The sequence below is a fragment of the Isoptericola sp. 178 genome, from assembly GCF_030586525.1.
GTDB classification, from domain to species: domain Bacteria; phylum Actinomycetota; class Actinomycetes; order Actinomycetales; family Cellulomonadaceae; genus Isoptericola; species Isoptericola sediminis.
Genome location: NZ_JAUQYN010000002.1, coordinates 318,884 through 341,966 on the forward strand (window position 1 = coordinate 318,884; position 23,083 = coordinate 341,966).

Genomic DNA, 23,083 nt, shown 5'->3' on the forward strand with positions numbered 1-23,083 from the left:
AAAGGTGCCCATGCACGTCGCCCACGTGCTGTCCGTGCTCGACATGCCGGATCGCCGCTCGATGTATCTGGAGGGACGCACCGGGGACGACGAGGACCGTGCCCTCGTCGCCCCCGACGGAACCGTCGTCGTCCCTGCGGGCACCTCCCAGGGCTTCGCGACCTACTTCGGGGCGTTCCCCGCCTCGTACTGGGTGCGCTGGACGGGGACGACGGTCGCGCGGCTGGAGCTCTCGCTCGAGGGTGCGGGGACGGTCCGGGTCTCCCGGAGCGCACCGGACGGGTCGTCCGCCGTCGTCGCGACCGAACCCGTGGCGGCCGAGCTGGCGATCGACGTGGACGTCCGTGACGCCGCGGACGGCGGATGGCTCTGGTTCGAGGTCGAGGCGACCGACGAGGTCCGCGTGCGTTCCGGGCGGTGGCTCGTCGACGTGGCTCCGCGGCGCGAGGGCCGCGTCAGCCTGGCGATCACCACCGTCAACAAGCCGGACTTCTGCCACGCCACGTTGTCGGCGATCGCCGGCTCGCCGGCGCTGCGCGAGGTCGTGGACACCGTCTACGTGATCGACCAGGGCTCCGACAAGGTCGTCGACCACCCGCGCCACGCGGAGGTCGCCCGGGCGCTCGGCGACCAGCTGACGGTCATCGACCAGGGCAACTTCGGCGGGTCCGGCGGCTTCTCGCGCGGCATGCTCGAGACGCTCGAGTCCGGCGCGGACGCCGTGATGCTCATGGACGACGACGTCACCGTCGACCCGGAGGCGCTGCTCCGCGCCGTGCGGTTCCACCGGTGCGCCGTGGACCCCGTGATCGTCGGCGGGCACATGCTCGACTACTACGCCCCGACGGTGCTGCACGCCTTCAGCGAGCACGTCGACCAGCGGCACTTCATGTGGGGCTCGGTCGTGCGGGAGCAGGAACGGCACGACCTCGCCACGGCGCCCCTGCGCGACACGCCCTGGTTGCACGCCCGCGCGGACGGCGACTTCAACGGCTGGTGGATGTGCCTGGTGCCGACGACCGTGCTGCGGGAGGTTGGGCTGTCGCTGCCCTTCTTCATCAAGTGGGACGACGCCGAGTACTGCCTGCGGGCGGGTGAGGCGGGGTTCCCGACCGTCTCGCTGCCCGGCGCGGCGCTGTGGCACGTCGCCTGGGTCGACAAGGACGACACGGTCGAGTGGCAGGCCCGCCTGCACACCCGCAACCGCGTCGTCACGGCGCTGCTCCACGCGCGACGGCCCCGCGGCGGCACGATGCTGCTCGACCTGCTGGCCACCGACCTCAAGCTGCTGCTGGGGATGCGCTACTACCCGGTCGACCTGCACGTGCGCGCCCTGCACGAGGTGCTCGACGGCCCGCAGCAGCTCCACCAGGAGCTCGAGCGGACCGTCGCCGACGCCCGCGCGATCGGCGCGGAGTACGTCGAGACGGTGCGCCACGGACCCGGTGACGAGGTGTTCGACGCGCCCGACCGGGCCGTCGGCGGGCAGCCGGTGGCGCCCAAGCCGGAAGGGAGGGTGCGGCAGGCATGGTTCGCGTTGCGTAGCATCTCGCGGACGCTGCGTCCGGTGTCGGCGGCGGACCGCCGTCGGCCGTCGGCCGTGCTGCAGCGGTCGGAGGCGGCCTGGTGGGAGGTGCCGCGGCACGACTCGGTGCTCGTGCTGTCGGGCGACGGCGGGTCCGGGACGTGGTTGCGCCGCGACGTGCGCACCTTCTGGCGGTTGCTGGTCGCGACGAGCGTCGCTCACCTGCGCCTCGCCTTGCGGTGGCGCTCGACGGCCGACCGGTGGCGGGCCGCGGCGCCCGAGCTGGCCTCCGTGGAGGCGTGGCGCCGGACCTTCGGTCGCTGACCCGCCCGAGCCTCCCCGTCCGTGCCTCTAGGATGTGCGAGATGTCCGCACCCACCGTCGTCGCCGTCGTCGTGTCGTACAACCGAGCAGAGCTGCTCCGCTGCGCGCTCGACGCCCTGGCCGCACAGACCCGTCCCGTCGACCGGGTCGTCGTCGTCGACAACGCTTCGACGGACGACGCCCCGCGCGTGGCGCGCGAGCACCCCGCCGCACCGGAGGTCGTGGCGCTCGCCCGCAACACGGGCGGCGCCGGCGGGTTCGCGGTCGGCATCGCGACGGCGGTGACCGACCACGCCGCCGACCTGGTCTGGGTCATGGACGACGACACGATCCCCACCCCCAGCGCGCTGTCCGAGCTGCTCGCCGCGCGCGAGGCGTACGACGGGGACGTCGCCGCGCTCTGCAGCAAGGTGGTCTGGACCGACGGGTCCGACCACCCGATGAACACGCCCCGGTCGCGTCCGGGGGCCTCGTCGGCCGACGTCGAGCGGGCGAGGGCGGCCGGCGCGATGCCGGTCCGTTCGATGTCCTTCGTCTCGATGATGATCGACGCGGCGGACGTGCGCCGCGTCGGCCTGCCGGTGACGGACTACTTCATCTGGAACGACGACTTCGAGTACGCGACCCGCCTGCTCCGCGACCGCGTCGGTCTGTACGTCCCGGGGAGCGTGGTCGAGCACCGGACGAAGAAGCTCGGCGCCACCGACGCGGACCCCGGGCCGCGGTTCTACTACGAGGTCCGGAACAAGGTCTGGATGTTCACGCGCTCCGACGCGCTGAGCATCGGGGAGCGCGTCCTGTACGGGGGATCGACGCTGCGGCGCTGGGTGCGCACGGTCCGGCGTTCCCAGGACCGCGCCACGCTGGCCCGGGCGGGTCTGCGCGGGCTCCGGCACGGACTGATCCGCGGCCCCCGGCCGGACACCGAGGTGTTGTCGGGCGTGGGCGCTGCCGCACTGACCGTGGCGCGGCTGGAGGCCGGGGCCTCGGCGCCCGCTCCTGTACCCGTCGGCCGCATCGCCCAGGCCGCCGGGCCGTTCGTCGCGGGGGAGCCGCTGGAGGACCGCAGGTTCTCCGTGCTGCTGCCGGTGTACCGCGGTGACGACGCCGCGCACCTGGAGCGCGCGTTCCGGTCGGTCACGACCGACCAGACCTTGCGTCCCGACGAGGTCGTCGTCGTGCGCGACGGCCCGGTCGGCGAGGAGCTGGCGAAGGTGCTCGACCGGCTGCCCGGCCTCACGGACGTCCCGGTCAGCGTCGTGCCGCTGCCGCGCAATCTCGGGCTGGCCAGCGCCCTCGAAGAGGGTCTGGCGGTGTGCAGGCACGAGATCGTGGCGCGGGCCGACGCCGACGACATCTCGCTGCCGGCTCGCTTTGCGGAGCAGGTGCCGCTGGTGGCCTCGGGCTTCGACATCGTCGGCTCGGCCATCTGGGAGTTCGACGAGGACGAGCACGACCGCGGTCTGGTCCGGGTGCCGCCCACCGGGGCCGGCATCGCGGTGGCGGCCCGGTTCCGCGACCCCTTCAACCACCCCTCGGTCGTGTACCGGAGGTCCGCGGTCGCCGCGGTCGGCGGTTACCAGCACCTCGACCTCATGGAGGACTACCTGCTGTTCGCCCGGATGCTGGCCGCGGGTGCCCACGCCGAGAACATCACGGACCCGTTGGTGCTGTACCGCGTGGGTGCCGGCGCCTACGCCCGGCGGGGTGGCCGCCGTCTGCTGGCGTCCGAGCTGGCACTGCAGCGGACGCTGCACGACGAGGGTTTCGTGTCCACGCCGCAGCTGGTGCGGAACGTGCTCGTCCGGGCCGGCTACCGACTGGTGCCCGAGCGGATCCGGGCGGCCGGCTACCGGGCCTACACCCGCCGGCGTGGCGGTTATCTCTCCAACGACCTGCAGGAGCTGAACGGATGAACGCCGACCTCGTCGTCGTCGGGACCGGGTTCTTCGGCCTCACGGTGGCCGAGCGGATGGCGTCCGCCGGCCGCCGGGTGCTGATGATCGATCGCCGCGAGCACCTCGGCGGCAACGCCTACTCCGAGGACGAGCCGACCACGGGCATCGAGGTGCACCGGTACGGCGCGCACCTGTTCCACACCGCGAACGAGCGGGTCTGGGAGTACGCCAACCGGTTCACGGACTTCACCTCGTACACCCACCGCGTGTACACCACGCACCGGGGCGAGGTGTTCCCGATGCCGATCAACCTGGGGACCATCAACCAGTTCTTCCGGTCCGCGTACGGGCCGGAAGCCGCCCGCGCCCTCATCCGTGAGCAGGCGGCGGAGCTGGGGGACAAGAACCCGGAGAACCTGGACGAGCAGGGGGTCCGCCTCATCGGCCGCCCCCTGTACGAGGCGTTCATCCGCGAGTACACCGCCAAGCAGTGGCAGACGGACCCGCGGGACCTGCCGGCGTCGGTCATCTCGCGCCTGCCCGTGCGCTACACGTACGACAACCGGTACTTCAACGACCCGCACCAGGGTCTGCCCGTGGACGGGTACACCGCCTGGCTGGAACGCATGGCGGACCACCCGAACATCGAGGTGCGCCTGGGCACGGACTTCTTCGACACGTCCCAGCCGGTCCACCAGCGGGCCGTCGTGGGGCAGGTGCCCGTGGTGTACACCGGGCCCGTCGACCGGTACTTCGACTACGCCGAGGGCGAGCTGTCGTGGCGCACGCTGGACTTCGACACCGAGGTGCTGGACGTCGGCGACTTCCAGGGCACCTCGGTGATGAACTACGCCGATGCCGAGGTCCCGTACACCCGCATCCACGAGTTCCGGCACTTCCACCCGGAGCGGGACTACCCGAGCGACCGCACCGTCATCATGCGGGAGTACTCCCGGTTCGCCGAGCGCCAGGACGAGCCGTACTACCCGGTGAACACGCCCGAGGACCGTGAGCGGCTCCGGCGCTACCGCGAGCTGATGGACGGCGAGCAGGACGTGCACTTCGGCGGCCGCCTCGGCACCTACCAGTACCTCGACATGCACATGGCCATCGGGTCGGCGCTGTCGATGGTGGACAACAAGCTCTCCTAGCGGGCGCCGTCACGGCACCCAGGCGCACGCCAGCCGTCCGTCGCCGTCGGCGGTGACCGCCCCGGCGGCGTCGGGGACGAGGCAGGACTGACCCCGGCGCAGCGGGGTGGTCCCGGCCTGCGTCAGTAGCCGGACGTCACCGTCCAGCACGAGCACGACGCGCGGCCCGTCCGCCGGCAGCACCACCGGCTCGGCCGGGTGCAGGTCTGCGGTGAGCAGCGCGAACTCGCTGACGGGCGTCCGGTAGCTGGTCACCAGCGAGGACGTCCCCGCCACGACGGTGTCCGGCCGTACCGGGGGCCGCGGTGCGAATGCGGCACACCCCAGCAGCGCGTCGGCATCGACGTGCTTCCCCGTCAGCCCGGCGCGCAGCACGTTGTCGGACGCCGCCATGACCTCGATCCCCAGGCCGGACAGGTAGGCGTGCACCTCTCCGGCCGGGATGAAGATCGCCTCCCCGGGTTCCAGGGAGACCCGGTTCAGCAGCAGCGACGCCACCGCACCGGGATCCCCGGGGTGCTCCTGGGCCAGCTGCAGGACGGTGGCGTCGGCCCGGGGGTCGGGCGAACCCGTGGCCAGCCGTTCGGCGACGGACGCGACCGTGGCGGCGACGTCGTCCGCGCACGCGGGTTCGTCGCGGGCGCCGACGAGGGCCGCGAGCGCGGCACGCATCCCGGGTCCCGACCGGGTCCCGCGCACGGCGGTGCGCACCTGCTCGACCAGGCGTCCCTCGAGGCCCTCCAGCAGCCCGAGCACCGTGCGCGGGCTGCGGAACCCCGCCAGACCCTCGAACCGGCTGAGCGCCACGATCATCTCCGGCTTGTGCTGCTCGTCGTGGAAGGAGCGGTCCGGGGCGTCGGCGGGCAGGGCACGCTCGCGGCGGTACCCGGCGCGGGCGTCGTGCGGCCGCGGGTGCACCTGCAGGGACAGGGCGCGGCGCGCGGCGAGCACCTTGAGCAGGTAGGGGAGGCGCGGGCCGAAGCGGTCGCTGGTGCGTCGGCCGAGGATCTCGTCGGGTGCCCGCGCGACGAGGTCACCGAGGCTCGTGCCGTCGGCGAGCCGCGAGGGCGCGGCCGGATGGGCGCCGAGCCACAGCTCGGCGGCGGGTCGGCCGTCGACGGGCAGGCCGAGCAGGTCCTGGATGTGCTCGAAGGACCCCCAGTCGTACGGCCGCACGGAATTGTCCAGAAGATGAATGGAATGCGCATCGACATCTGCCGTTCGCGCCGTGTTCATCAGCATGTCATCGTCCTTTCCGGCGGCGAGGTATATTCCTCGGCGATCGGGTATCGTCTCGATTCTCCATCGACCTTGCGGAGCTGTCGTGCACGCTTTTCACACTCTGGCCTATCTCGACGTCGAGAAGTCGGGATCCACCTATGTCTCGCAGTTCCTGCGCGACTTCCTCGACGACGACGAGGTGTGGTGCCGCAAGCACCACGAGCTGGAGGACCGTCCGCCCGCGGGGCGGCTGCACGTCCTGTCGGTCCGGGACCCCGTGGACACCTACCTGTCGCTGTTCTCCTACGGGAGCCAGGGCAGGGGCGGGCTCTTCGGCCGGCTGCGCGACGCCGGCCACGGCGCGCTGTACGACGGCACGGCGGCCGGGTTCGACCGGTGGCTCGACGTGGTGCTGGACCCGGCCTCCGCAGCGGTGCTGGATCCGCCGAGCTACCACCGCCGCGGGGTGGCCGAGCACACCGGCCTGCTCTCCTACCGGGTGGCACGCCTCGCCGCACCGCGGCCCGACCGGTGGATGCGCGACGTCGGGTCGCCGGAGGAGTTCGTGGCGGCGTACCGCCGGCACCACGTCGTGGACGTCGTCCTGCGCAACGAGAGACTCCCGCAGGACCTCGAGGCGCTGGTGCTGCGCGACGACCTCTCGTGGCGGCCGTCCCGGCAGGCGGCGCTGACCGCCGTCCGGGCCCAGCAGCGGCTCAACACCAGCGCACGCCTGGACTCCGTCCGCGGGTTCGCCGTCCCCGCGGACCTCCGTGGCCGGGTGGCCGCGCGGGAACGTCTGCTGGGGGAGGTCTTCGGCTACGACCACCGTCATCGCACACCGACCAGCGAGTCGATCCAGGCCAGGTCGCGGGCGTAGCGGTCCCGGAGCTCGGCGGCGGTGCCCGGGTCGAGGAACGACGCCGGGACGTCGTCGGCGGCCGGACGGCGTCCGAGGGCGTCCGTCACGAAGCGGTGCAGGGCCGCTCGCTCGTCGACGCCGTCCAGCAGCGGCAGCACCGCGACGGACAGGTCCGCCATCCGCTGCGTGTACCGCGTGTTGGTGCGGCGGGAGACCTCGTCCCCGACGGCCGCTCCCGCCGCGTCCAGGAGCTGCAGGGCGTCGGTGAGGATCTGTCCCACCAGCGGCCGCTCGGGTGCCGGGCGGACCCGGTCGTAGTCGTAGACGGTCACGTTCCCGGCGCCGAAGGCCTCGACCAGCCGTTCGACCGGTGCGCGCCACGAGAGCCCGTCCAGGACGCGGTCGGCCAGCTCGTCGAACCGGACCGGGCGGCCGTGCTTGAGCTGCTGCTGGTACGCGGACTCGAGGAAGTCGCCGTAGCTGCGCACGGTGAACTGCACGTGGCGGTGGACCCCGGCGGTGGCGCGGTCGATGCCGGCGACCGCCTCGGACAGCCGCGGGTACAGCACCGGCGAGTCCCGGACGAACGCCGGTCCGACGTTGGACTCGCACGAGTAGAACAGTCCGTCGGCGCCGCTCGTGCTCCAGGCGGACTCGAGGAAGGTCCTCAGCCGGGTGTCGGCCCCGGGCCGGGAGGTGTCGTACCAGCCGCCGAGCGCGGCCCGGATCTCCGGCTGGGTCGTGCGGACCGCGACCCCCTCGCGCGCCAAGGTCTCGGTGTGGTCGCGGCACCAGGCCTGCACGGCCGTGGTGCCGGTCTTCTGGGACCCCAGGTGGAGCACGACGCGGCGGTCGGCGGGGGCTCGGCGCCGGCGACGCAGGGCCGCGGTCGTGCGGTCGATCAGGTTCATCGGACCTCCACCAGGGTGCGGATGCGGGTGCGGTCGGCGAGGTCGCGGGCGGCCAGGAGCTCCTCCTGGCGGGCCGTCAGCGGCCAGGCCGGTGCGCCGCCGACGTCGATGCCGTCGACGAAGCTGCGCAGCATGCGCCGTTCGTCCCAGGAGCGCAGGTGCGGCAGCGCGGCCAGGGCGACCTCGGTCTGCCGGCGCGACCAGGACGGGTGCACCGGCTCGGCGGTCGCGTCGTCGCCGAGCTCGGTCGGCCCGCCGAGCAGCTCGCCCAGGGCGGTGGTGAGCACCGAGGCGGCCGCGTCGCGGCGGTCAGGGTCGGTCGCCACGTCGTGGACCGTCACCCGGTCGGCGCCGACCGTCGCGACCACGTGCTCCACGAGCGGGACCCAGGAGGCGTCCTCGGTCGTGGTCAGGAAGTCCTCGAACGTGACCACGTGGCCGTGGCGGACCGCCGTGACCCAGGCGCCCACGACCGTCTCCGCCTGGCGGCCGATGGACAGATGGAGCGTCCAGGGCACGTCCTCCAGCGCGGCGGCGAGACCGTCCACGCCCGCGGCGGCGGTGGGGTGCAGCGGTCCACCGGTGTGGTGGAAAGCCGGTCCCAGCGGTGCGTGCGAGGAGAACAGGGCCGGCCCCTCGGCGGTGAGGTATTCCCGGATCTGGCGTCGGCTGCGGTCGCTGCGCCAGTCGAGGGCCGGCGCCGCCTGGCGGAGCTCCGACCAGGTGGTCCGCGCCGCCAGACCGCGGCGCCGGAGCGGCCGCCGGTGGGTCCCGCACCAGTCCTGGACCGCGCGGGCGGTCGGCGGGTGGGCACCGAGATGGACGGCCACCGCCGGTGCGGTGGCGGGGGGCCGCGACGTCGCGTCCAGCATCGTCGTTGCTCCTGTTCTCGAGAGGTCGGTCAGAGGAATGGTGGCACCGGGAGGGCCCTGACATGACATTCTCGTGGCCGGGCACAGGGTCCGTGGTGCCATTCTGAAGAATGTTCACCGATCGGCCACCGACTGTTCCGTCCGCGTTACCGGGAATGGGCCGAAGGCGTCGTCCGGGCGACCTAGAGTCGCCGACATGCACCATTCCGTCCTCGTCGTGATCCCCGCCCGTGGCGGGTCGGTCGGCGTCCCGCTGAAGAATCTGCAGCACGTCGGCGGGAGCTCGCTGGTCGCCCGCTCCGTGCGGGCGGCGACCGCGGCGCCCGCGGTGACCGACGTCGTCGTGTCCACCGACCACGACGGGATCGCCGCAGAGGCCCGGCGGCACGGCGCCCTGGTCGTCGAGCGCCCGGCGAACCTGTCCGGCGCGACCGCCAGCTCGGAGTCCGCCGTGCTGCACGCGCTGGACACGCTCGCGGCGCAGGGACGGCCCGACCCCGCCGTCACCGTCCTGCTGCAGGCGACCAGCCCGTTCGTCGACCCCGCCGACCTCGACCTGGCGATCGGCCGGGTGCTCGACGAGGAGCACGACGTCGTCGTCGCCGTCACCCCCACCCACGACTTCCAGTGGCGCCTGGACGCCGGCGGCCCCGTCCCCGTCGGGCACACGACGGACCACCGTCCGCGGCGCCAGGACCGTGCACCGCACTTCCGCGAGACCGGAGCCTTCTACGTCATGCGCACGGCCGGGCTCCGGGCGGCCGGGAGCCGCTTCTTCGGGTCGGTCGGCCTGCAGCCCGTGGCGCCGGAGCACGCGCTCGAGATCGACGAGCCGCGCGACCTCTGGCTCGCCCGTGCCCTGCTCGACCGCCCCGCGGACGGCGTCGCCGGGCCCGCCCCCGTGCCGCAGGACGCCGCGGCGCTCGACGTCGACGCCCTCGTCACCGACTTCGACGGCGTGCACACCGACGACCGCGTCCTCGTCGACTCCGGAGGTGTCGAGACGGTGCGCGTCCACCGCGGCGACGGTCTCGGCATCGGCCGGCTGCGCGACGCAGGACTCCCGGTCCTCATCCTGTCCAAGGAGACCGACCCCGTCGTCACCGCCCGGGCCCGCAAGCTCGGCGTCGAGGTCCTCCAGGGCGTCGACGACAAGGCCGCGGCCCTGCGCGCCTGGTGCGCGGCACGCGACCTCGACCCCCGACGAGTCGCCTACGTCGGCAACGACCTCAACGACCTCCCCGCCCTGGGTGTCGTCGGCTGGCCGGTGGCCGTCGCCGACGCCCGTCCCGACGTGCTCGCCGCCGCGCGGGTCGTCACCGCAGCCCGCGGCGGCCACGGCGCCGTGCGCGAGATCTGCGACCGCATCGTCATCACCCATCGGAAGGACCCCGTCATGACCACCACCACGACCACCGCGGCGCTGCAGCCCGTCCAGATCGGCGAGCACCAGGTCGGTGCCGGCCACCCCGTGTACGTGATCGGCGAGATCGGGATCAACCACAACGGCGACGTCGAGATCGCCAAGCAGCTCGTCGACGTCGCGGTCGCCGCCGGCTGCCAGGCCGTGAAGTTCCAGAAGCGGACCCCGGAGATCTCGACGCCCCCGGACCAGCGCGACAAGATCCGGCAGACGCCCTGGGGCGAGATGACCTACCTCGACTACAAGTACAAGGTCGAGTTCGAGCACGACGAGTACACCGAGATCGACCAGTACGCCAAGGCGCAGGGCATCCAGTGGTTCGCGTCGCCGTGGGACGTCCCCTCGGTGGCGTTCCTCGAGGAGTTCGGGGTGCCGACCCACAAGATCGCCTCGGCGTCGGTCACGGACCACGACCTGCTGCGGGCGCTCGCCGACACGGGCAAGCCGCTCATCCTGTCGACCGGGATGTCGACGCTGGAGCAGATCGACGCCGCCGTGGAGATCCTCGGGACCGACGGTCTGGTGATGCTGCACGCCACGTCGACCTACCCCCTCCCGCCGGAGGAGGCGAACCTGCGCACCATCGCCACGCTGCGCGAGCGCTACGGCGTGCCCGTGGGGTACTCCGGCCACGAGACCGGCCTGCAGATCTCCCTCGGTGCCGTCGCCCTCGGTGCCGTCGCGGTCGAGCGACACATCACCCTGGACCGGGCCATGTGGGGTTCCGACCATGCCGCGTCCGTCGAGCCGAAGGGTCTGAACAACCTGGTCCGGGACATCCGCATCCTCCAGGACGCGCTCGGCGACGGCGAGAAGCGCGTGATGCCCGGCGAGCATGCCCCCATGTCGCGGCTGCGCCGCGTCGCCGGCTGACCGCGTGACGGACGGGGAGGTCGCGGACCCGATGATCCACGCTCGACCCCAGGTGTCCGTCGTCGTCCCCGCGCGGGACGCCGGCGGGCACCTGCCCGACGCCCTGGGCTCCCTGCGGCGCCAGGGCCTCGACCTGGACCAGGTGGAGGTCGTGGTCGTCGACGACGGGTCCACGGACGACACCGGCGACGTGCTCGACGCCGCCGCCGCGACGTTCCCCGCGCTGCGCCGGCTCCACCATCCGACGCCTCGCGGGGTCTCGGCGGCCCGCAACCGGGGGATCGCCGCGTCCACCGGGCGGTGGATCACGTTCCTCGACCCGGACGACTGGTACTTCCCCGGTCACCTGGCCGCGATGGTGCGGGCGGCCGAGCAGCACGACGTCGACTTCCTCGTCTGCGACCAGGTGCAGGCGCACGGCACGGGTCGCCGGCTGGTCCGGGCGCCGGAACCGCGTCGGCACGTCGCCCTCGACCCGCGGACCGGCATCATGCCGACGAACCGGTCGACGATGGTGAACTACGTGCAGGTCTCCTCCCGGCTGCTCGCGCGCCGGGTCGTCGACGCGGGGCTCGCCGTCTTCGACGAGAGCCTCCCGACGGCGGAGGACCGCGAGTGGGCGTGGCGCCTGCTGCTCGGCACCCGGTCCTACGCCGTCGTCGACGCCCCCGGCTACGTCTACCGGCGGGCCGTGGACGGCTCCTTGACCGACATCGGTGACGCGCGCCAGCTCGGGTTCCTCGAGGCCTACGACGCGGTGCTCGACCAGCTGCGCGACCAGGACCTGACGCGGTACGAGCCGAAGGTCGCCCGCGACCTCCTGGCGGTGCTGCACCACCACGTGAAGCGACGGACGTCCTACCCGGACGCCGTCTGGACGCAGATGACGGGACGGGCCGCGCAGGTCCTGGCCCGTCTCGACGACGCTGTCCTCGTCCGGCAGGTCGCGGGCATCGGCCCCGAACGTGCCCGGGCGATCCGCAGGCAAGGAGTACGGCTGTGACCATCGGGACGCAGGTCGTGACCGCCTCGACGCTGTTCGGCACGGCCACGGTCGTCGCGGCGTGGGACGCCGGTGTGCTGCCACGCCGCGACCGGACGGTGCTGGTGGTCCAGCACAACGTCCCGGCGCCGGAGGCGTCGGAGGACTTCACCCGCGGCCCCGGCTTCGCCGCGCTGGCCGACCGGTTCGACCACGTCGTCGCCTGGAACGACGTCGTCGCGCCGCACCACCCCAAGTCGTGGACGCCGCGTGCGGCCGACGCACCGGTCTGGGAGCGGCTGCTGCGCGAGCGGTGGCGGCTCGGCGACGGCCCGCTCGAGCTCGTCGGGGAGTCCGTGGCGACCCCGCCGACCGGGGCGCTGGTGGCCATCTTCGCGAGCGCGGCCCTGACCGTGTACGCCGACGGGCTGATGGTCTACGGGCCGACCCGGTTCGACGTCGGCCACGAGGTCGGCGGACGGGTCGAGCGCGTGCTGCACCCCGACCTGCTGCCCGGCGTCCGCCCGACGCTGCTGGCCGAGTGGGACGTGCCCGGCACGCTCGTCCCCGCCGAGTCGTTCCGCAAGGTCGTCGCCGCGGTGACGGACGCCGTCGAGCGGGATGGCGCGGCGCTCGCGGGCGTGCTGCCGCCGGCCGGGTCGTACGCGCTGGTCCTCGGGCAGTACCTGGCCGCGATCGGCCTCCTGACCCCGCAGGAGGAGCAGGCGCTGCACCGGCGGATGGTGGACGCGGCGGCGGACCGGGGGTTCACGCGCGTGCTCCTCAAGCCGCACCCGTCGGCGCCGAGCCAGGGGACGCGTGACCTCGCCGCCCACGCGGCCTCGCGCGGTGTCGAGCTGGACGTGGCGCCCTCGGCCGTGCTCGCCGAGTCGGTGTTCGACGTGTCGGCACCCGGACTGGTCGTGACCTGCTTCTCGACGGGCCTGGCCACCGCCCGCGCCCTCTACCGGATCCCCACGGTCGGCGTCGGCACCGAGACGCTGCTCGACCGGCTGGAGCCGTACCCGAACTCGAACCGGGTGCCGGCGGTCGTCGTCGACGCGCTCGACCGGACCGACGAGGCCTGGGGCGAGGACCCCGCGCGGATGCAGCAGCTCGTGCGTGCCGTCTCGTACTGCCAGCAGCCCGAGCGCCTGGCCGCGTTCCGTGACGAGACCGCCGCGCTGCTGCGCGGCCTGGACGACGCGGAGCTGCGCCGGTGGTTCCGACGCCGTCGGCTCACGGCGCTGGGCCTGCCCGGCGGGTTCCCCGTGCCGTGGTGGCGGTCCACGCGGCTGGTCGCCGCGCTCGACGGTGCGGACCGGCGGCTGCTCGGCGGACGCCTGCGACGGCTCGTCGCCTCCGGGGTCTCCGGCGGCGGTGACGACCTGCGGGCCGCCGTCGGCGTCGCACGGGCGAAGGTGGCCTCCCGTGGGTGACGCGGACCTCGCCGAGGTGCTCCGGCACACGGAGGCCCTGCCCGACCGCTGCGGGGTCACGGTCGTGGCCTGCGTGCGCGACGAGGAGGCCTACCTCGAGGCCGCGATGCGCTCCGTGCTCGCGCAGGACCACGACGGGGAGCTGAGGCTCGTCGTCGCCGTCGGCCCGTCCCGCGACGCGACCGAGCGGATCGCGGCCGGGCTCGCGGCCGCGGACGACCGGGTCGTGCTCGTCGACAACCCGACGGGATCCCGCTCGATCGGGCTGAATCTCGCGATCGAGCACGCCGACGGCGCGGACGGGCACCCCGTCGTCCTGCGGGTGGACGGGCACACCGAGCTGCCGCCCGGCTACGTGCGCCGGTGCGTCGACCTGCTGCGCCAGACCGGTGCGGTCGGGGTCGGCGGGGTGATGAGCCCGGTCGGCACCGGGACCGTCCAGGAGGCGACGGCGCGGGCGATGAGCCACCCGGCGGGTATCGGCGCGGCCTCGTTCCACGTCGGGGGCGACCCCGGGCCGGCGCAGACCGTGTACCTGGGTGCGTTCCGGCGGGAGGCCGTGCGCCGCGTCGGCGGGTACGACCCGACGCTCTTCCGGGCCGAGGACTGGGACCTGTGCCTCCGGCTCCGCCGGGCCGGCGGTCTGCTGTGGTTCGACCCGGCGCTCGTGGTCGAGTACCGCCCGCGACGGACCGTACGGGCCGTCGCCAAGCAGTTCTGGCGCACCGGGATGTGGCGGCGCGAGGTGGTCCGCCGGGACCCGTCCACGGCGGGTCTGCGCTACCTGGCACCGCCCGTGCTGGTGACGGTCCTCGGGATGTCGGTGCTGGTCGGGGCGGCAGGGCTGCTGACGGCGGCACCGGTGCTGACCGCGGTCGGGGCCGTGGCGCCGGCGGGGTACCTCCTCGGCGTCCTGGCGGCCACCGTCCACGCGGCGACCCGTCGGCCCCGGCTCGCAGCGCGTTCCGCCCTGGTCCTGCCCGTGGTGCTCATGACGATGCACCTGTGCTGGGGCGCGGGGTTCGTCCGGGGTCTGACCGCCCGGGCGGCGGTCGACCACCGGGCCTGATCCGGGTCACGGCCGGCGACGAAGGCGTGCCGAGACGGCGGTCGGCAGGGCGCTGCGCGCTGCTGCCCAGACGTGCCGTGGCCACGACCACGGCGCGGTCGTGGCCGGCGGCAGCGCGCCCCGGCGGGACAGGTCGCCGAGCACCGCGACCGCGGCGGGCAGGTCGTCACGCGTGTGGAGGTAGCCGTCCGCGCACCAGGCCGGGTCCGGGACGGGACCGCCACCGCGCAGCGTGTCCGCGATCTCGTCCAGGCGTCGCAGGCACCCGGAGCCGGCGAACGCCTCGTTGAGCTGGTCGGGACCCACGCCGAAGTCCTGGACCAGCACGGTGGGCAGACCGCGGGCGAGTGACTCCAGCGCCGCGGTCGAGCTCACGGTCACGAGGGCGGTCCCCGGCCCGAGATGGTCGGAGAGCGCGCCGACGGCGAAGTCCAGGTCGCCGCGCGAGCGTCCGAGCCGGCCGTGCTCGGCGTCCCACAGCACGTCGAGCGGGAACGGCTCGTTGTGCGTCTGTCGCTCCCCGCCCCGCCCTCGCAGCTTCACGATCACCCGGTACCCGTCGTCCGTCAGCGTCGCCAGACCGTCGAGCAGGCGCAACCGCTCCGCACGGGTCGTGGGAACCTTCGCCTGCGCGGCGAACACCACGCGACGCGGTGCGACGGGCGGGTCCGGCCGGTCGGTCCCGGCCCGCGGCATGAACGGCAGGCGGGACAGCACGAGGCGAGGACCGACACCGTGAGCGGCGAAGGCCTCGGCGTAGGGGGCCACTTCCTGCGGGCCGTGCACGACGAAGGCGTCGGCCCACCGGCGCCACCCGGTGCCGTGCGGGGTGGCCGGCAGGGCCATCCCGGGCAGCCCCGTCACCAGCGCGGGTCGACCGCCGCGCCGGGTGGCGCGCACGACCTGGCGTGCGACGAGCTCGGCGACGGGACCCGTGGCCGCTACGAGCACGACGTCCGGTCGCGTGTCGGCCACGAGACGGCCGACCCCCCAGGGCCCGAGGACGCGGGGGTCCGGGATCGCCGTGCCGACGGTCGCGGCGTGCCGCTGAGCTGCGCTGGGTGCCAGAGGAGAGCGCACGACGACCATCTCGGCGCCCGGCGCATTCGCCGGATCCGCGAGCCGGAGACCGGCCAGGGTCCACGCCGCCCACTTCAGGTAGGAGTCCGAGTCGGCCACCGCCAGCACGCGGGGGACGCTCATGACACCCGGACGCGGGCCGGTGACGGGCGCCGCGACGGGGTGGCTGCCCGGGCGAGCAGGGCCGCGCGGCGGAGGTGGTCGCGCAGCGCCGGGGTCGCGTGCGGTGTCCACCAGGAGTCGGGGACGTCGTGCGTGGTGACCCGGACACCGCGGGGGCCGAGCAGCCGCGTCAGCGTCACCGCCGACGTCGACGGCAGCGAGACGACCTGCTGGTCGGGGTCCAGGCCGCGCAGACGCAGCTCCACCGGGGCGCCGGGCGCGTCGACCCGGACGCCGGGAAGCGTCTCGACAGCGGCGGTCACGAGCGGGTGATGACGCCGGTGCGGCACGTACCGCACCGGACCGTCGGCGGCGAGCCCGCGGAGCCAGGTGAGGTAGTGGTCGGGGTGCACCAGTCGGTCTGCCACGAGCGCGGACCCGACCACGACCGTCGGTTCGGCGCCGGCGGCGCCCGGACCGGTGGGGGTGTGGGACGCCAACCACTCGAAGGAGTGCTCGACCACCTCCACGCCGAGCCGGGACAGCGCCGCACGGCGGGCGTCGCCCAGCGGCAGCATCGTGCAGAGGGTGAGCCCACCCCGAGCGGCCTGTCGTCGCAGCCGTCGGGTGGTCATCGCGCCCAGGACTCGCCGGACGGGGTGGCGCGGGGCGGAGAGCCGGACGAGTGGCCGGCCCGACACGAGCCGGTCGACGACGTCGAGGGTGCCCAGGCCGTCGTCGACCACCACCTGGCGCGAGGGAGTGCCTGTCGACAGCGCCGCCTGGTACGCGCCGGAGAAGGGGTCGCCGCACACCCAGGGCTCCTCCGGAGCCAGTGCCCGGCGCGCGGGCCCGACCTGCACGTCCACCCCGTCGGGCAGGCCGAGCTCGCGAAGCGCCGCCACGGTGTCGGGCATCGTGGGCACCCCCTGGCGAGCCGTGATGCGCAGGCGCCCCTCGGTGTGGCCGGCGGCGTGCGCCTCGACGGCGCAGAGCAGTTGCAGCGGGGACTCGACCAGTGCGCTCACGCGGTCAGCGTCGCAGCGCCGGACGACCTCGAGACGGCGTGGGGATGGCGCCCGGATGAACGGTGCTCGACATCGGACAGCATGTCCGACCTGGTTCGGAACGCCTCACGCCCTGTAGGTACGATCGGACCGTCGGATTCCCTGAGAGACAGGTTCGCACCGTATCGTGACCCCCGTGAAGACCGCGACCTCGGGTACGCAGGGCGCACAACGTCCATCATCGCCGGAAGCACCCGCTCCCGTCGTGCCGGCGACCTCGTCCGCCGAGCGGCGGGCAGAGGCGGAGAAGTACGGCCTGACGAAGATGGGCGTCCGCCCGCCGTTGTGGACCTACATCAAGGACGTGGCCCGGCGCGGACCGTTCATCCGGGTGCTCGGCACGTCCACCGCGTACGCCCGCAACCAGAACACCTACCTCGGCCAGCTGTGGGCGGTCCTCAACCCGATCCTCAACGCTTCGGTCTACGTGCTGATCTTCGGCATGCTGCTCAACGTGAGCCGTGGTGTCGACAACACCATCGCCTTCATCGTCATCGGCGTGTTCCTCTTCCGGTTCGTGGAGCAGTCGGTCAACGGCGGGGCGCAGTCGATCGCCAAGCGGTCCAACCTGATCCGCTCCCTGCACTTCCCGCGTGCGGTGCTGCCGCTGTCGAACGTCATGTCGCACCTGACGACGCTCGTGCCGTCGCTGGTGGTCATGTGCCTGATCGTCCTGGGGTCCGGACTGCTGCCCGACTACGACCCTGTGCCCCTCACGTGGGAGTGGCTGCTGCTGATCCCGGCCGTGGGCCTGCTCTGGGTCTTCAACATGGGGATCGCGTTCATCATGGCGCGGCTGGTCGCGATCACGCCCGACCTGGACAACGTCATCAGCTTCGTCCTGCGTCTCACGATGTACGCCTCCGGTGTCATCTTCCCCGTGGTGCGGTACGTCAACGAGCTGCCCCAGTGGATGCAGGGCTGGACGGCCACGATCCTCGAGTACCAGCCGGTCGCGGTGTATCTCTACCTGGCCCGCGCGTCGCTGATGAACGAGGACGCGTTCCAGCAGGACCCGTTCAAGTGGTGGCTCGGCATCATCTGGGCCGTGGTGTTCTTCGTCGCCGGATTCATCATCTTCTGGCGCGGTGAGGAGAGGTACGGACGTGACTGACGACGTGTCCGAGGCGGACGCCCACCTCGACTTCGACATGGAGGACGAGGCCGACGACGCCGGTGAGCACGCGGAGGCGATCCCGCTCGGTGATCCGTGCCTGGTCGTCGACGACCTGCACATCGTCTTCCGGGTGTTCGGCGGCAAGACGGCCGAGAGCGCCCGCGCGCAGGGGATCCACGTCCAGGACGCCGAGCCGCCCCGGCGCAGCCTCGTCAAGCGGTTGCTCGGCGCCGGACGCCAGCACGTCGGGGCCGTCTCCGAGGTCCATGCGGTCCGCGGCGTGTCCTTCATGGCCCGGCACGGGGAGTCGATCGGGATCGTCGGCATCAACGGCTCGGGCAAGTCGACGCTGTTGCGGGCGATCACCGGCCTCATCCCCCCGCACTCCGGGTCGGTGTACGTGGACGGCGAACCGGCGCTCCTGGGGGTCAACGCCGCGCTCATGCCGCAGATGACCGGGGCGAAGAACATCGAGATCGGTGGCCTGGCCCTCGGCATGACACCCAAGCAGGTGGACGAGAGGTTCGACGAGGTCGTCGAGTTCGCGGACATCGGCGACTTCGTGGACATGCCCATGAAGACCTACTCCTCCGGGATGGCGGCACGCCTCCGCTTCGCGATCAGCTCGGCGGCCATCCCCGACATCCTCATGGTCGACGAAGCACTGGCCACCGGTGACGCCGCGTTCAAGGCGCGTTCCAAGGCACGCATCGCCGAGGTCCGGCAGCAGGCAGGAACGGTCTTCCTGGTGAGCCACTCGATCTCCACGATCGAGGCGATGTGCACCCGGGTGCTGTGGATGCACCAGGGCCAGCTCGTGATGGACGGACCTGTCGAGGAGGTCACGGCGGCCTATCGCGAGTTCGTCCGGGCGCACCGGCAGGCCCGGTCCAGCGGCCAGGCGGGGGGCCGACGCCGCAAGCGCAACGGCGGGGGCGGCGGTCAGGTCTCGGGCGGCAGGGCCCGGCGCCAGGACAAGGCGCCGGCGCCCGACGCCTGACCGTCGCCCGGGCTCAGAGCAGGTCCTTGACGCGCGCGACGGCATCCTCCACCGAGGTCACCGACGTGTCGACGACGAGGTCGGCGTCGGTCGGCTCCTCGTACGGTGACGAGATCCCGGTGAACTCGGGGATCTCGCCGGCACGGGCCTTGGCGTAGAGGCCCTTGCGGTCCCGCGCCTCGCAGACCTCCAGCGGTGTGGAGACGTGCACGAGGACGAACCTGCCGGCGGCCTGGGCCATCTCCCGCACCCGGGCACGCCCGGACGCGAACGGGGCGATCGGTGCCGCGATCGCGACACCCCCGTGGTACGCGACCAGCGAGGCCACGTAGCCGATGCGCTCGACGTTCAGCTCGCGCGACGCCTTGTCGAACCCGAGGCCCTTGGACAGGTGCTGTCGCACGGCGTCGCCGTCGAGGAGGGTCGTGTGGCGCCCCTCGTCGTCGAGCTCGGCCGCCAGCGCCTGGGCGACGGTGGACTTGCCGGAACCGGACAGGCCGGTGAAGAACACGACCGTGCCCTCGGACCGGGCACCGCGCGCGGCGTGCTCCACCTCCCGGGCGACGGCGTCGGGGTACAGGGTCCCGACCTCCCTCGACCACAGCGTGCTCAGACCTGCCACCCGCTCCGCCGTCGGGGGAGTGCGGTGGTCGGCCAGGCGCTCCACGCGGTCCGCGCCGTGGTGGGCGGCGACGTCGTCCCAGCGCAGTCCGGCGCCGTCGGCCCAGGGCACGACGACGGTCCGGACCGGCCCGTCGAACGCGGCGGCGACGGCGTCGCCCACCACGGTGCCGACGCGCGCGAGGCCGGGCGCGCCGAGGTGACCGGGCTCCGGGTGCCGCCGGGACGCGGGCACCAGCACCAGCACGGCGGCGGCTCCGGCGACGAGACCGTCGAGGGCGTCCAGCTCGTCCCGTGTCGGGGCGGCGTCGACCAGGAGGGCCAGCACGTCACCGACGGGCCCGACCTCGCGGCGGATCTCGTGCGCGACGTCGTGCGCGCCGCGGCGCACCGCCGGGTCCCAGTGCGGTCCCGCGGCGCGGGCGATCGGCTTGAGCGCGGTCGCGGTGCCGTCCTCCCCGAGGACGGCCAGCGGCGTGTTCTCCGCGTCGGTGAGCGTCACGGGTCCCTGCACCGGGCGGTCGAGCAGGGTCAGCGTGTCCGTCCCGCCACCGAGGTGGAGCTCGAGCAGGTCGAGCTCGACCGGGCTCAGGACGTAGGTCGTCTCCGGTGTGTTCATGGGCGTTCGGTGTCGTCCTTCGTCGTCGAGACCGACGCCCGGTCCGGCGTCGGCGGGGTGCGTGGTGGGTGGTGGGCCAGCCGGTCCCTGATCACGACCCAGGCGATGTTCCCCCCGACCAGCGCGACCGCGGCGGCACCCAGCACGACGGCGAGCGGTGCGCCCAGCAGCTTCAGCCCGGAGGCGAGCAGGAGGACGGCGAGCGCGCGTCGGATGAGGCCGCCCGGGGCCCGGCTGGAGACGTGGGCGCCGGCCCACGCGCCGGGGACGGCGCCGATCAGCAGCGAGGTGGTCAGGTCCAGCGAGAAGTCCCCGTACATCAGGTGGCCGAGCGCGGCCGCGGCGACCAGCGGCACGGCCTGCACGAGATCGGTGCCGACCAGGTTGGAGGCCTTGAGCGCGGGGTAGAGCATCAGCAGCGCCACGATGACGATCGACCCCGACCCGACCGACGTCATGCCCACGAGCAGACCCGCGACCGCCCCCAGGGCGACCGTGGGGACCGGGCGGACCACCACCCCGGCGTTGGTCGGACGGACGGGCCCCTCCCCGAGGGCGCGCTGGTGCTGCACCATGCCGATCGTCGCGCGCACGACGAGCATCGTCGCCGCGAGCAGGAGGGCGACGCCGAGCACGAGGCGCAGGGCCTCGTCCAGGGAGTCGCCGAAGGGGAGCGCCCGGATCAGGAAGACGCCGCCGAAGGCCGCCGGGACCGACCCGACGCAGAGCCAGCCGACGAGCTGCAGGTTCGCCGTCCGACGCCGGAGGTGGACGACGGCGCCCGCCGGCTTCATGAAAAGGCTCGCGACGATGTCGCTCGAGACGGCGACCAGGGGGTCGACCCGGAACACGAAGATCAGCATGGGGGTCATGAGCGCCCCGCCACCCATGCCCGTCAGACCGACCACGAAGCCGACGACGAGGCCGCCGAGCGCGAGGGCGGGATCGACGTCGATCATGGAGGTGATCCCGCCCGGATCCTCGGCGCCACGACCGGAGACGGCTCCGAAGGTCCCCGGTGGAGCCGTGGCAGCAGTGGGCCCGCACGGTGGACCGGAACGGGGGAAGACATGGCCGCAATGGTAGCCTCAGCCGAGTTCTTGACCCGTCGTGCGTCAAGCCCCGAGACACGAGGAGTTCGATGACCACGCCCTCTCCGGCGCATCCCGATCCTTCCCTGGACGACGCTGAGCTCGCTGCCGCCCTCGCCGACGGAGCCGGTCATGTGCTCCGCGCGCTGCGCGCCGACGTCGACGCCGCCGGGGGCGATTTCGACCCCCGGGAGCTGAAGAACGCCGGCGACGCGGCCGCCCAGAGCTGGCTGGCCGCCGCCCTGACGCACGCCCGCCCGGAGGATGCGGTCCTGTCCGAGGAGGCGAAGGACGGCGCGGCTCGGCTCGACGCCGACCGGGTCTGGATCATCGACCCGCTGGACGGCACCCGCGAGTTCGCCGAGCGCACCGAGGACGGCTCGTGGCGCGACGACTTCGCCGTGCACGTCGCCCTCTGGGTGCGCGGCCAGGAGGACGCCACCGCCGGTCCCGGAGGTCTCGCGGCAGCCGCCGTCGCGCTGCCGGCCCGTCAGGTCGTGCACACGACGGTGACGCCTTCGTCGGCCAAGGACCTGGACGAGGCCGCCGAGGCGGTCCTGGCGGGCGATCGCACGCTCCGCATCGCCGCCAGCCGCTCCCGGCCCCCGCAGTTCGTCGCCGACCTCGCCCGGCGCGACGACGTCGAGCTGGTGCCGATGGGCTCGGCCGGCGTCAAGGTGGTCTCTGCCGTCGACGGCACGGTCGATGCCTACGTCCACGGTGGTGGACAATACGAGTGGGACTCGGCGGCGCCCGTCGGTGTCGCGCTGGCCGCCGGCCACACGGCGACCCGGCTCGACGGCTCCCCGCTCGAGTACAACCGCCAGGACCCCTGGCTCCCCGATCTGTTCGTCTGCCACCCGGCCCTGACCGCGCACCTGCGCGCGGCGCTGCAGGAGGTCGGCGTGGCGATCAAGGAAGGTGCCCAGTCGTGACGTCCCACGTCCTGAGCCAGCTCCGCAGCCTCGAAGCGGAGAGCATCCACGTCTTCCGGGAGGTGGCGGCGGAGATGCAGCGTCCCGTCCTGCTGTTCTCCGGCGGCAAGGACTCCATCGTGATGCTGCACATGGCGGCGAAGGCCTTCGCCCCGGCGCGCATCCCGTTCCCGATCATGCACGTCGACACCGGTCTGAACTTCCAGACCGTGCTCGACTGCCGTGACCGCTGGGTGGAGAACCTCGGGATCCAGCTCGTCGTCGCCTCCGTGCAGGACGCGATCGACCGCGGCCTGGTCCAGGAGGAGCCGAACGGCTCGCGCAACCGCATCCAGACGCCGGTGCTGCTGGAGGCCGTCGAGAAGCACGGTTTCGACGCCGCGTTCGGCGGTGGCCGTCGCGACGAGGAGAAGGCGCGGGCCAAGGAGCGCGTCTTCTCGTTCCGCGACGACTTCGGTCAGTGGGACCCGAAGAACCAGCGCCCCGAGATCTGGAGCCTGTACAACGGCCGGGTCCACCAGGGCGAGTCGATCCGGGTCTTCCCGCTGTCCAACTGGACCGAGCTGGACATCTGGTCCTACATCGCGGCCGAGCAGATCGACATCCCGGACCTCTACCTCGCCCAGGAGCGCGAGGTCGTGGAGCGCGACGGCATGCTGTTCGTCGTCAACGAGTTCACGCCCCTCAAGGAGGGGGAGACCTCCGAGGTCCGGTCCGTGCGCTACCGCACGGTCGGTGACGCCAACCTGACGGCCGCCGTCGAGTCGAAGGCGACCACCCTCGAGGCCATCGTCGAGGAGGTCGCGGCCGTCCGGATCACCGAGCGCGGCGCCACGCGTGGCGACGACAAGGTGAGCGAGGCCGCGATGGAGGACCGCAAGCGAGAGGGCTACTTCTAAGC

General features: G+C 73.3%; 19 protein-coding genes and 1 pseudogene. 13 read left to right on the top strand and 7 right to left on the bottom strand.

Features of this window, described 5'->3' with window-relative positions; genetic code table 11:
- Positions 1 to 10 precede the first annotated feature (10 nt).
- The 3 genes from Q6349_RS06045 to glf are packed head-to-tail and all read left to right on the top strand — an operon-like array spanning position 11 to position 4,898.
- Entirely contained in the window at positions 11 to 1,849 is a 1,839-nt protein-coding gene (locus Q6349_RS06045; protein WP_304603313.1) for a glycosyltransferase, read from the top strand.
- Between the two features lie 41 nt (positions 1,850 to 1,890).
- Positions 1,891 to 3,765, top strand: a complete 1,875-nt coding sequence (locus Q6349_RS06050; RefSeq protein ID WP_304603314.1) for a glycosyltransferase — start codon at positions 1,891 to 1,893, stop codon at positions 3,763 to 3,765.
- The gene (gene glf / locus Q6349_RS06055; protein ID WP_304603315.1) at positions 3,762 to 4,898 is read left to right on the top strand and encodes a UDP-galactopyranose mutase; all 1,137 of its coding nucleotides are present in this window, start codon (positions 3,762 to 3,764) and stop codon (positions 4,896 to 4,898) included. The genes Q6349_RS06050 and glf overlap by 4 nt, the downstream gene beginning before the upstream one ends.
- Positions 4,899 to 4,907: 9 nt before the next feature.
- Here glf and manA read toward each other — a convergent pair whose 3' ends face one another.
- Positions 4,908 to 6,140: a mannose-6-phosphate isomerase, class I gene (manA, locus tag Q6349_RS06060; RefSeq protein ID WP_370375601.1), complete on the bottom strand. Its 1,233-nt coding sequence runs from the start codon at positions 6,138 to 6,140 to the stop codon at positions 4,908 to 4,910.
- An 82-nt stretch (positions 6,141 to 6,222) separates the two neighbouring features.
- On the opposite strand from manA, the gene Q6349_RS06065 reads away from it, so the two are divergent.
- Complete coding sequence (locus tag Q6349_RS06065; protein ID WP_304603317.1) at positions 6,223 to 6,999, top strand: hypothetical protein; 777 nt, start codon at positions 6,223 to 6,225, stop codon at positions 6,997 to 6,999.
- Here the strand turns inward: Q6349_RS06065 and Q6349_RS06070 are convergent.
- Together Q6349_RS06070 and Q6349_RS06075 are read right to left on the bottom strand one after the other, a co-directional pair.
- Positions 6,951 to 7,892: a hypothetical protein gene (locus Q6349_RS06070; protein WP_304603318.1), complete on the bottom strand. Its 942-nt coding sequence runs from the start codon at positions 7,890 to 7,892 to the stop codon at positions 6,951 to 6,953. The genes Q6349_RS06065 and Q6349_RS06070 overlap by 49 nt on opposite strands.
- A complete protein-coding gene (locus tag Q6349_RS06075) occupies positions 7,889 to 8,764 on the bottom strand; it encodes a hypothetical protein (protein WP_304603319.1) in 876 nt (291 codons plus the stop codon). The genes Q6349_RS06070 and Q6349_RS06075 overlap by 4 nt, the downstream gene beginning before the upstream one ends.
- 196 nt (positions 8,765 to 8,960) lie before the next feature.
- On the opposite strand from Q6349_RS06075, the pseudogene Q6349_RS06080 reads away from it, so the two are divergent.
- The 5 genes and pseudogenes from Q6349_RS06080 to Q6349_RS06100 form a co-directional block, all read left to right on the top strand.
- A pseudogene (locus tag Q6349_RS06080) lies at positions 8,961 to 10,088 on the top strand (cytidylyltransferase domain-containing protein); the annotation flags it as partial.
- Positions 10,089 to 10,160: 72 nt separating this feature from the next.
- Positions 10,161 to 11,060 (top strand): N-acetylneuraminate synthase family protein, encoded by a 900-nt coding sequence (locus tag Q6349_RS06085; protein ID WP_216077611.1) that lies wholly within the window; start codon positions 10,161 to 10,163, stop codon positions 11,058 to 11,060.
- 4 nt (positions 11,061 to 11,064) lie between these two features.
- Complete coding sequence (locus tag Q6349_RS06090) at positions 11,065 to 12,063, top strand: glycosyltransferase family 2 protein (protein WP_304603320.1); 999 nt, start codon at positions 11,065 to 11,067, stop codon at positions 12,061 to 12,063.
- Entirely contained in the window at positions 12,060 to 13,481 is a 1,422-nt protein-coding gene (locus Q6349_RS06095) for a polysialyltransferase family glycosyltransferase (protein WP_304603321.1), read from the top strand. Before Q6349_RS06090 ends, Q6349_RS06095 begins: the two co-directional genes overlap by 4 nt.
- Positions 13,474 to 14,550, top strand: coding sequence for a glycosyltransferase family 2 protein (locus Q6349_RS06100; RefSeq protein WP_304603322.1), 1,077 nt, complete (start codon positions 13,474 to 13,476; stop codon positions 14,548 to 14,550). Before Q6349_RS06095 ends, Q6349_RS06100 begins: the two co-directional genes overlap by 8 nt.
- Positions 14,551 to 14,556: 6 nt before the next feature.
- On the opposite strand, the gene Q6349_RS06105 is transcribed toward Q6349_RS06100, so the two are convergent.
- The gene (locus tag Q6349_RS06105) at positions 14,557 to 15,753 is read right to left on the bottom strand and encodes a DUF6716 putative glycosyltransferase (RefSeq protein ID WP_304603323.1); all 1,197 of its coding nucleotides are present in this window, start codon (positions 15,751 to 15,753) and stop codon (positions 14,557 to 14,559) included.
- Complete coding sequence (locus Q6349_RS06110) at positions 15,750 to 16,760, bottom strand: hypothetical protein (RefSeq protein ID WP_304603324.1); 1,011 nt, start codon at positions 16,758 to 16,760, stop codon at positions 15,750 to 15,752. The genes Q6349_RS06105 and Q6349_RS06110 overlap by 4 nt, the downstream gene beginning before the upstream one ends.
- Positions 16,761 to 17,004: 244 nt before the next feature.
- Here Q6349_RS06110 and Q6349_RS06115 point away from each other — a divergent pair, with 244 nt between their 5' ends.
- Positions 17,005 to 17,913 (top strand): ABC transporter permease, encoded by a 909-nt coding sequence (locus tag Q6349_RS06115; RefSeq protein WP_304603325.1) that lies wholly within the window; start codon positions 17,005 to 17,007, stop codon positions 17,911 to 17,913.
- On the top strand, positions 17,906 to 18,916 hold the full coding sequence (locus tag Q6349_RS06120) for an ABC transporter ATP-binding protein (RefSeq protein WP_369810867.1): 1,011 nt from the start codon (positions 17,906 to 17,908) through the stop codon (positions 18,914 to 18,916). Before Q6349_RS06115 ends, Q6349_RS06120 begins: the two co-directional genes overlap by 8 nt.
- A gap of 13 nt (positions 18,917 to 18,929) precedes the next feature.
- Here Q6349_RS06120 and cysC read toward each other — a convergent pair whose 3' ends face one another.
- Together cysC and Q6349_RS06130 are read right to left on the bottom strand one after the other, a co-directional pair.
- Positions 18,930 to 20,156 (bottom strand): adenylyl-sulfate kinase, encoded by a 1,227-nt coding sequence (gene cysC / locus Q6349_RS06125; RefSeq protein ID WP_304603326.1) that lies wholly within the window; start codon positions 20,154 to 20,156, stop codon positions 18,930 to 18,932.
- Positions 20,153 to 21,115, bottom strand: coding sequence for a sulfite exporter TauE/SafE family protein (locus tag Q6349_RS06130; protein ID WP_304603327.1), 963 nt, complete (start codon positions 21,113 to 21,115; stop codon positions 20,153 to 20,155). Before Q6349_RS06130 ends, cysC begins: the two co-directional genes overlap by 4 nt.
- A 182-nt stretch (positions 21,116 to 21,297) precedes the next feature.
- On the opposite strand from Q6349_RS06130, the gene Q6349_RS06135 reads away from it, so the two are divergent.
- Together Q6349_RS06135 and cysD are read left to right on the top strand one after the other, a co-directional pair.
- The gene (locus tag Q6349_RS06135; RefSeq protein WP_304603328.1) at positions 21,298 to 22,182 is read left to right on the top strand and encodes an inositol monophosphatase family protein; all 885 of its coding nucleotides are present in this window, start codon (positions 21,298 to 21,300) and stop codon (positions 22,180 to 22,182) included.
- The gene (cysD, locus tag Q6349_RS06140; RefSeq protein ID WP_304603329.1) at positions 22,179 to 23,081 is read left to right on the top strand and encodes a sulfate adenylyltransferase subunit CysD; all 903 of its coding nucleotides are present in this window, start codon (positions 22,179 to 22,181) and stop codon (positions 23,079 to 23,081) included. Before Q6349_RS06135 ends, cysD begins: the two co-directional genes overlap by 4 nt.
- Positions 23,082 to 23,083: the final 2 nt, after the last annotated feature.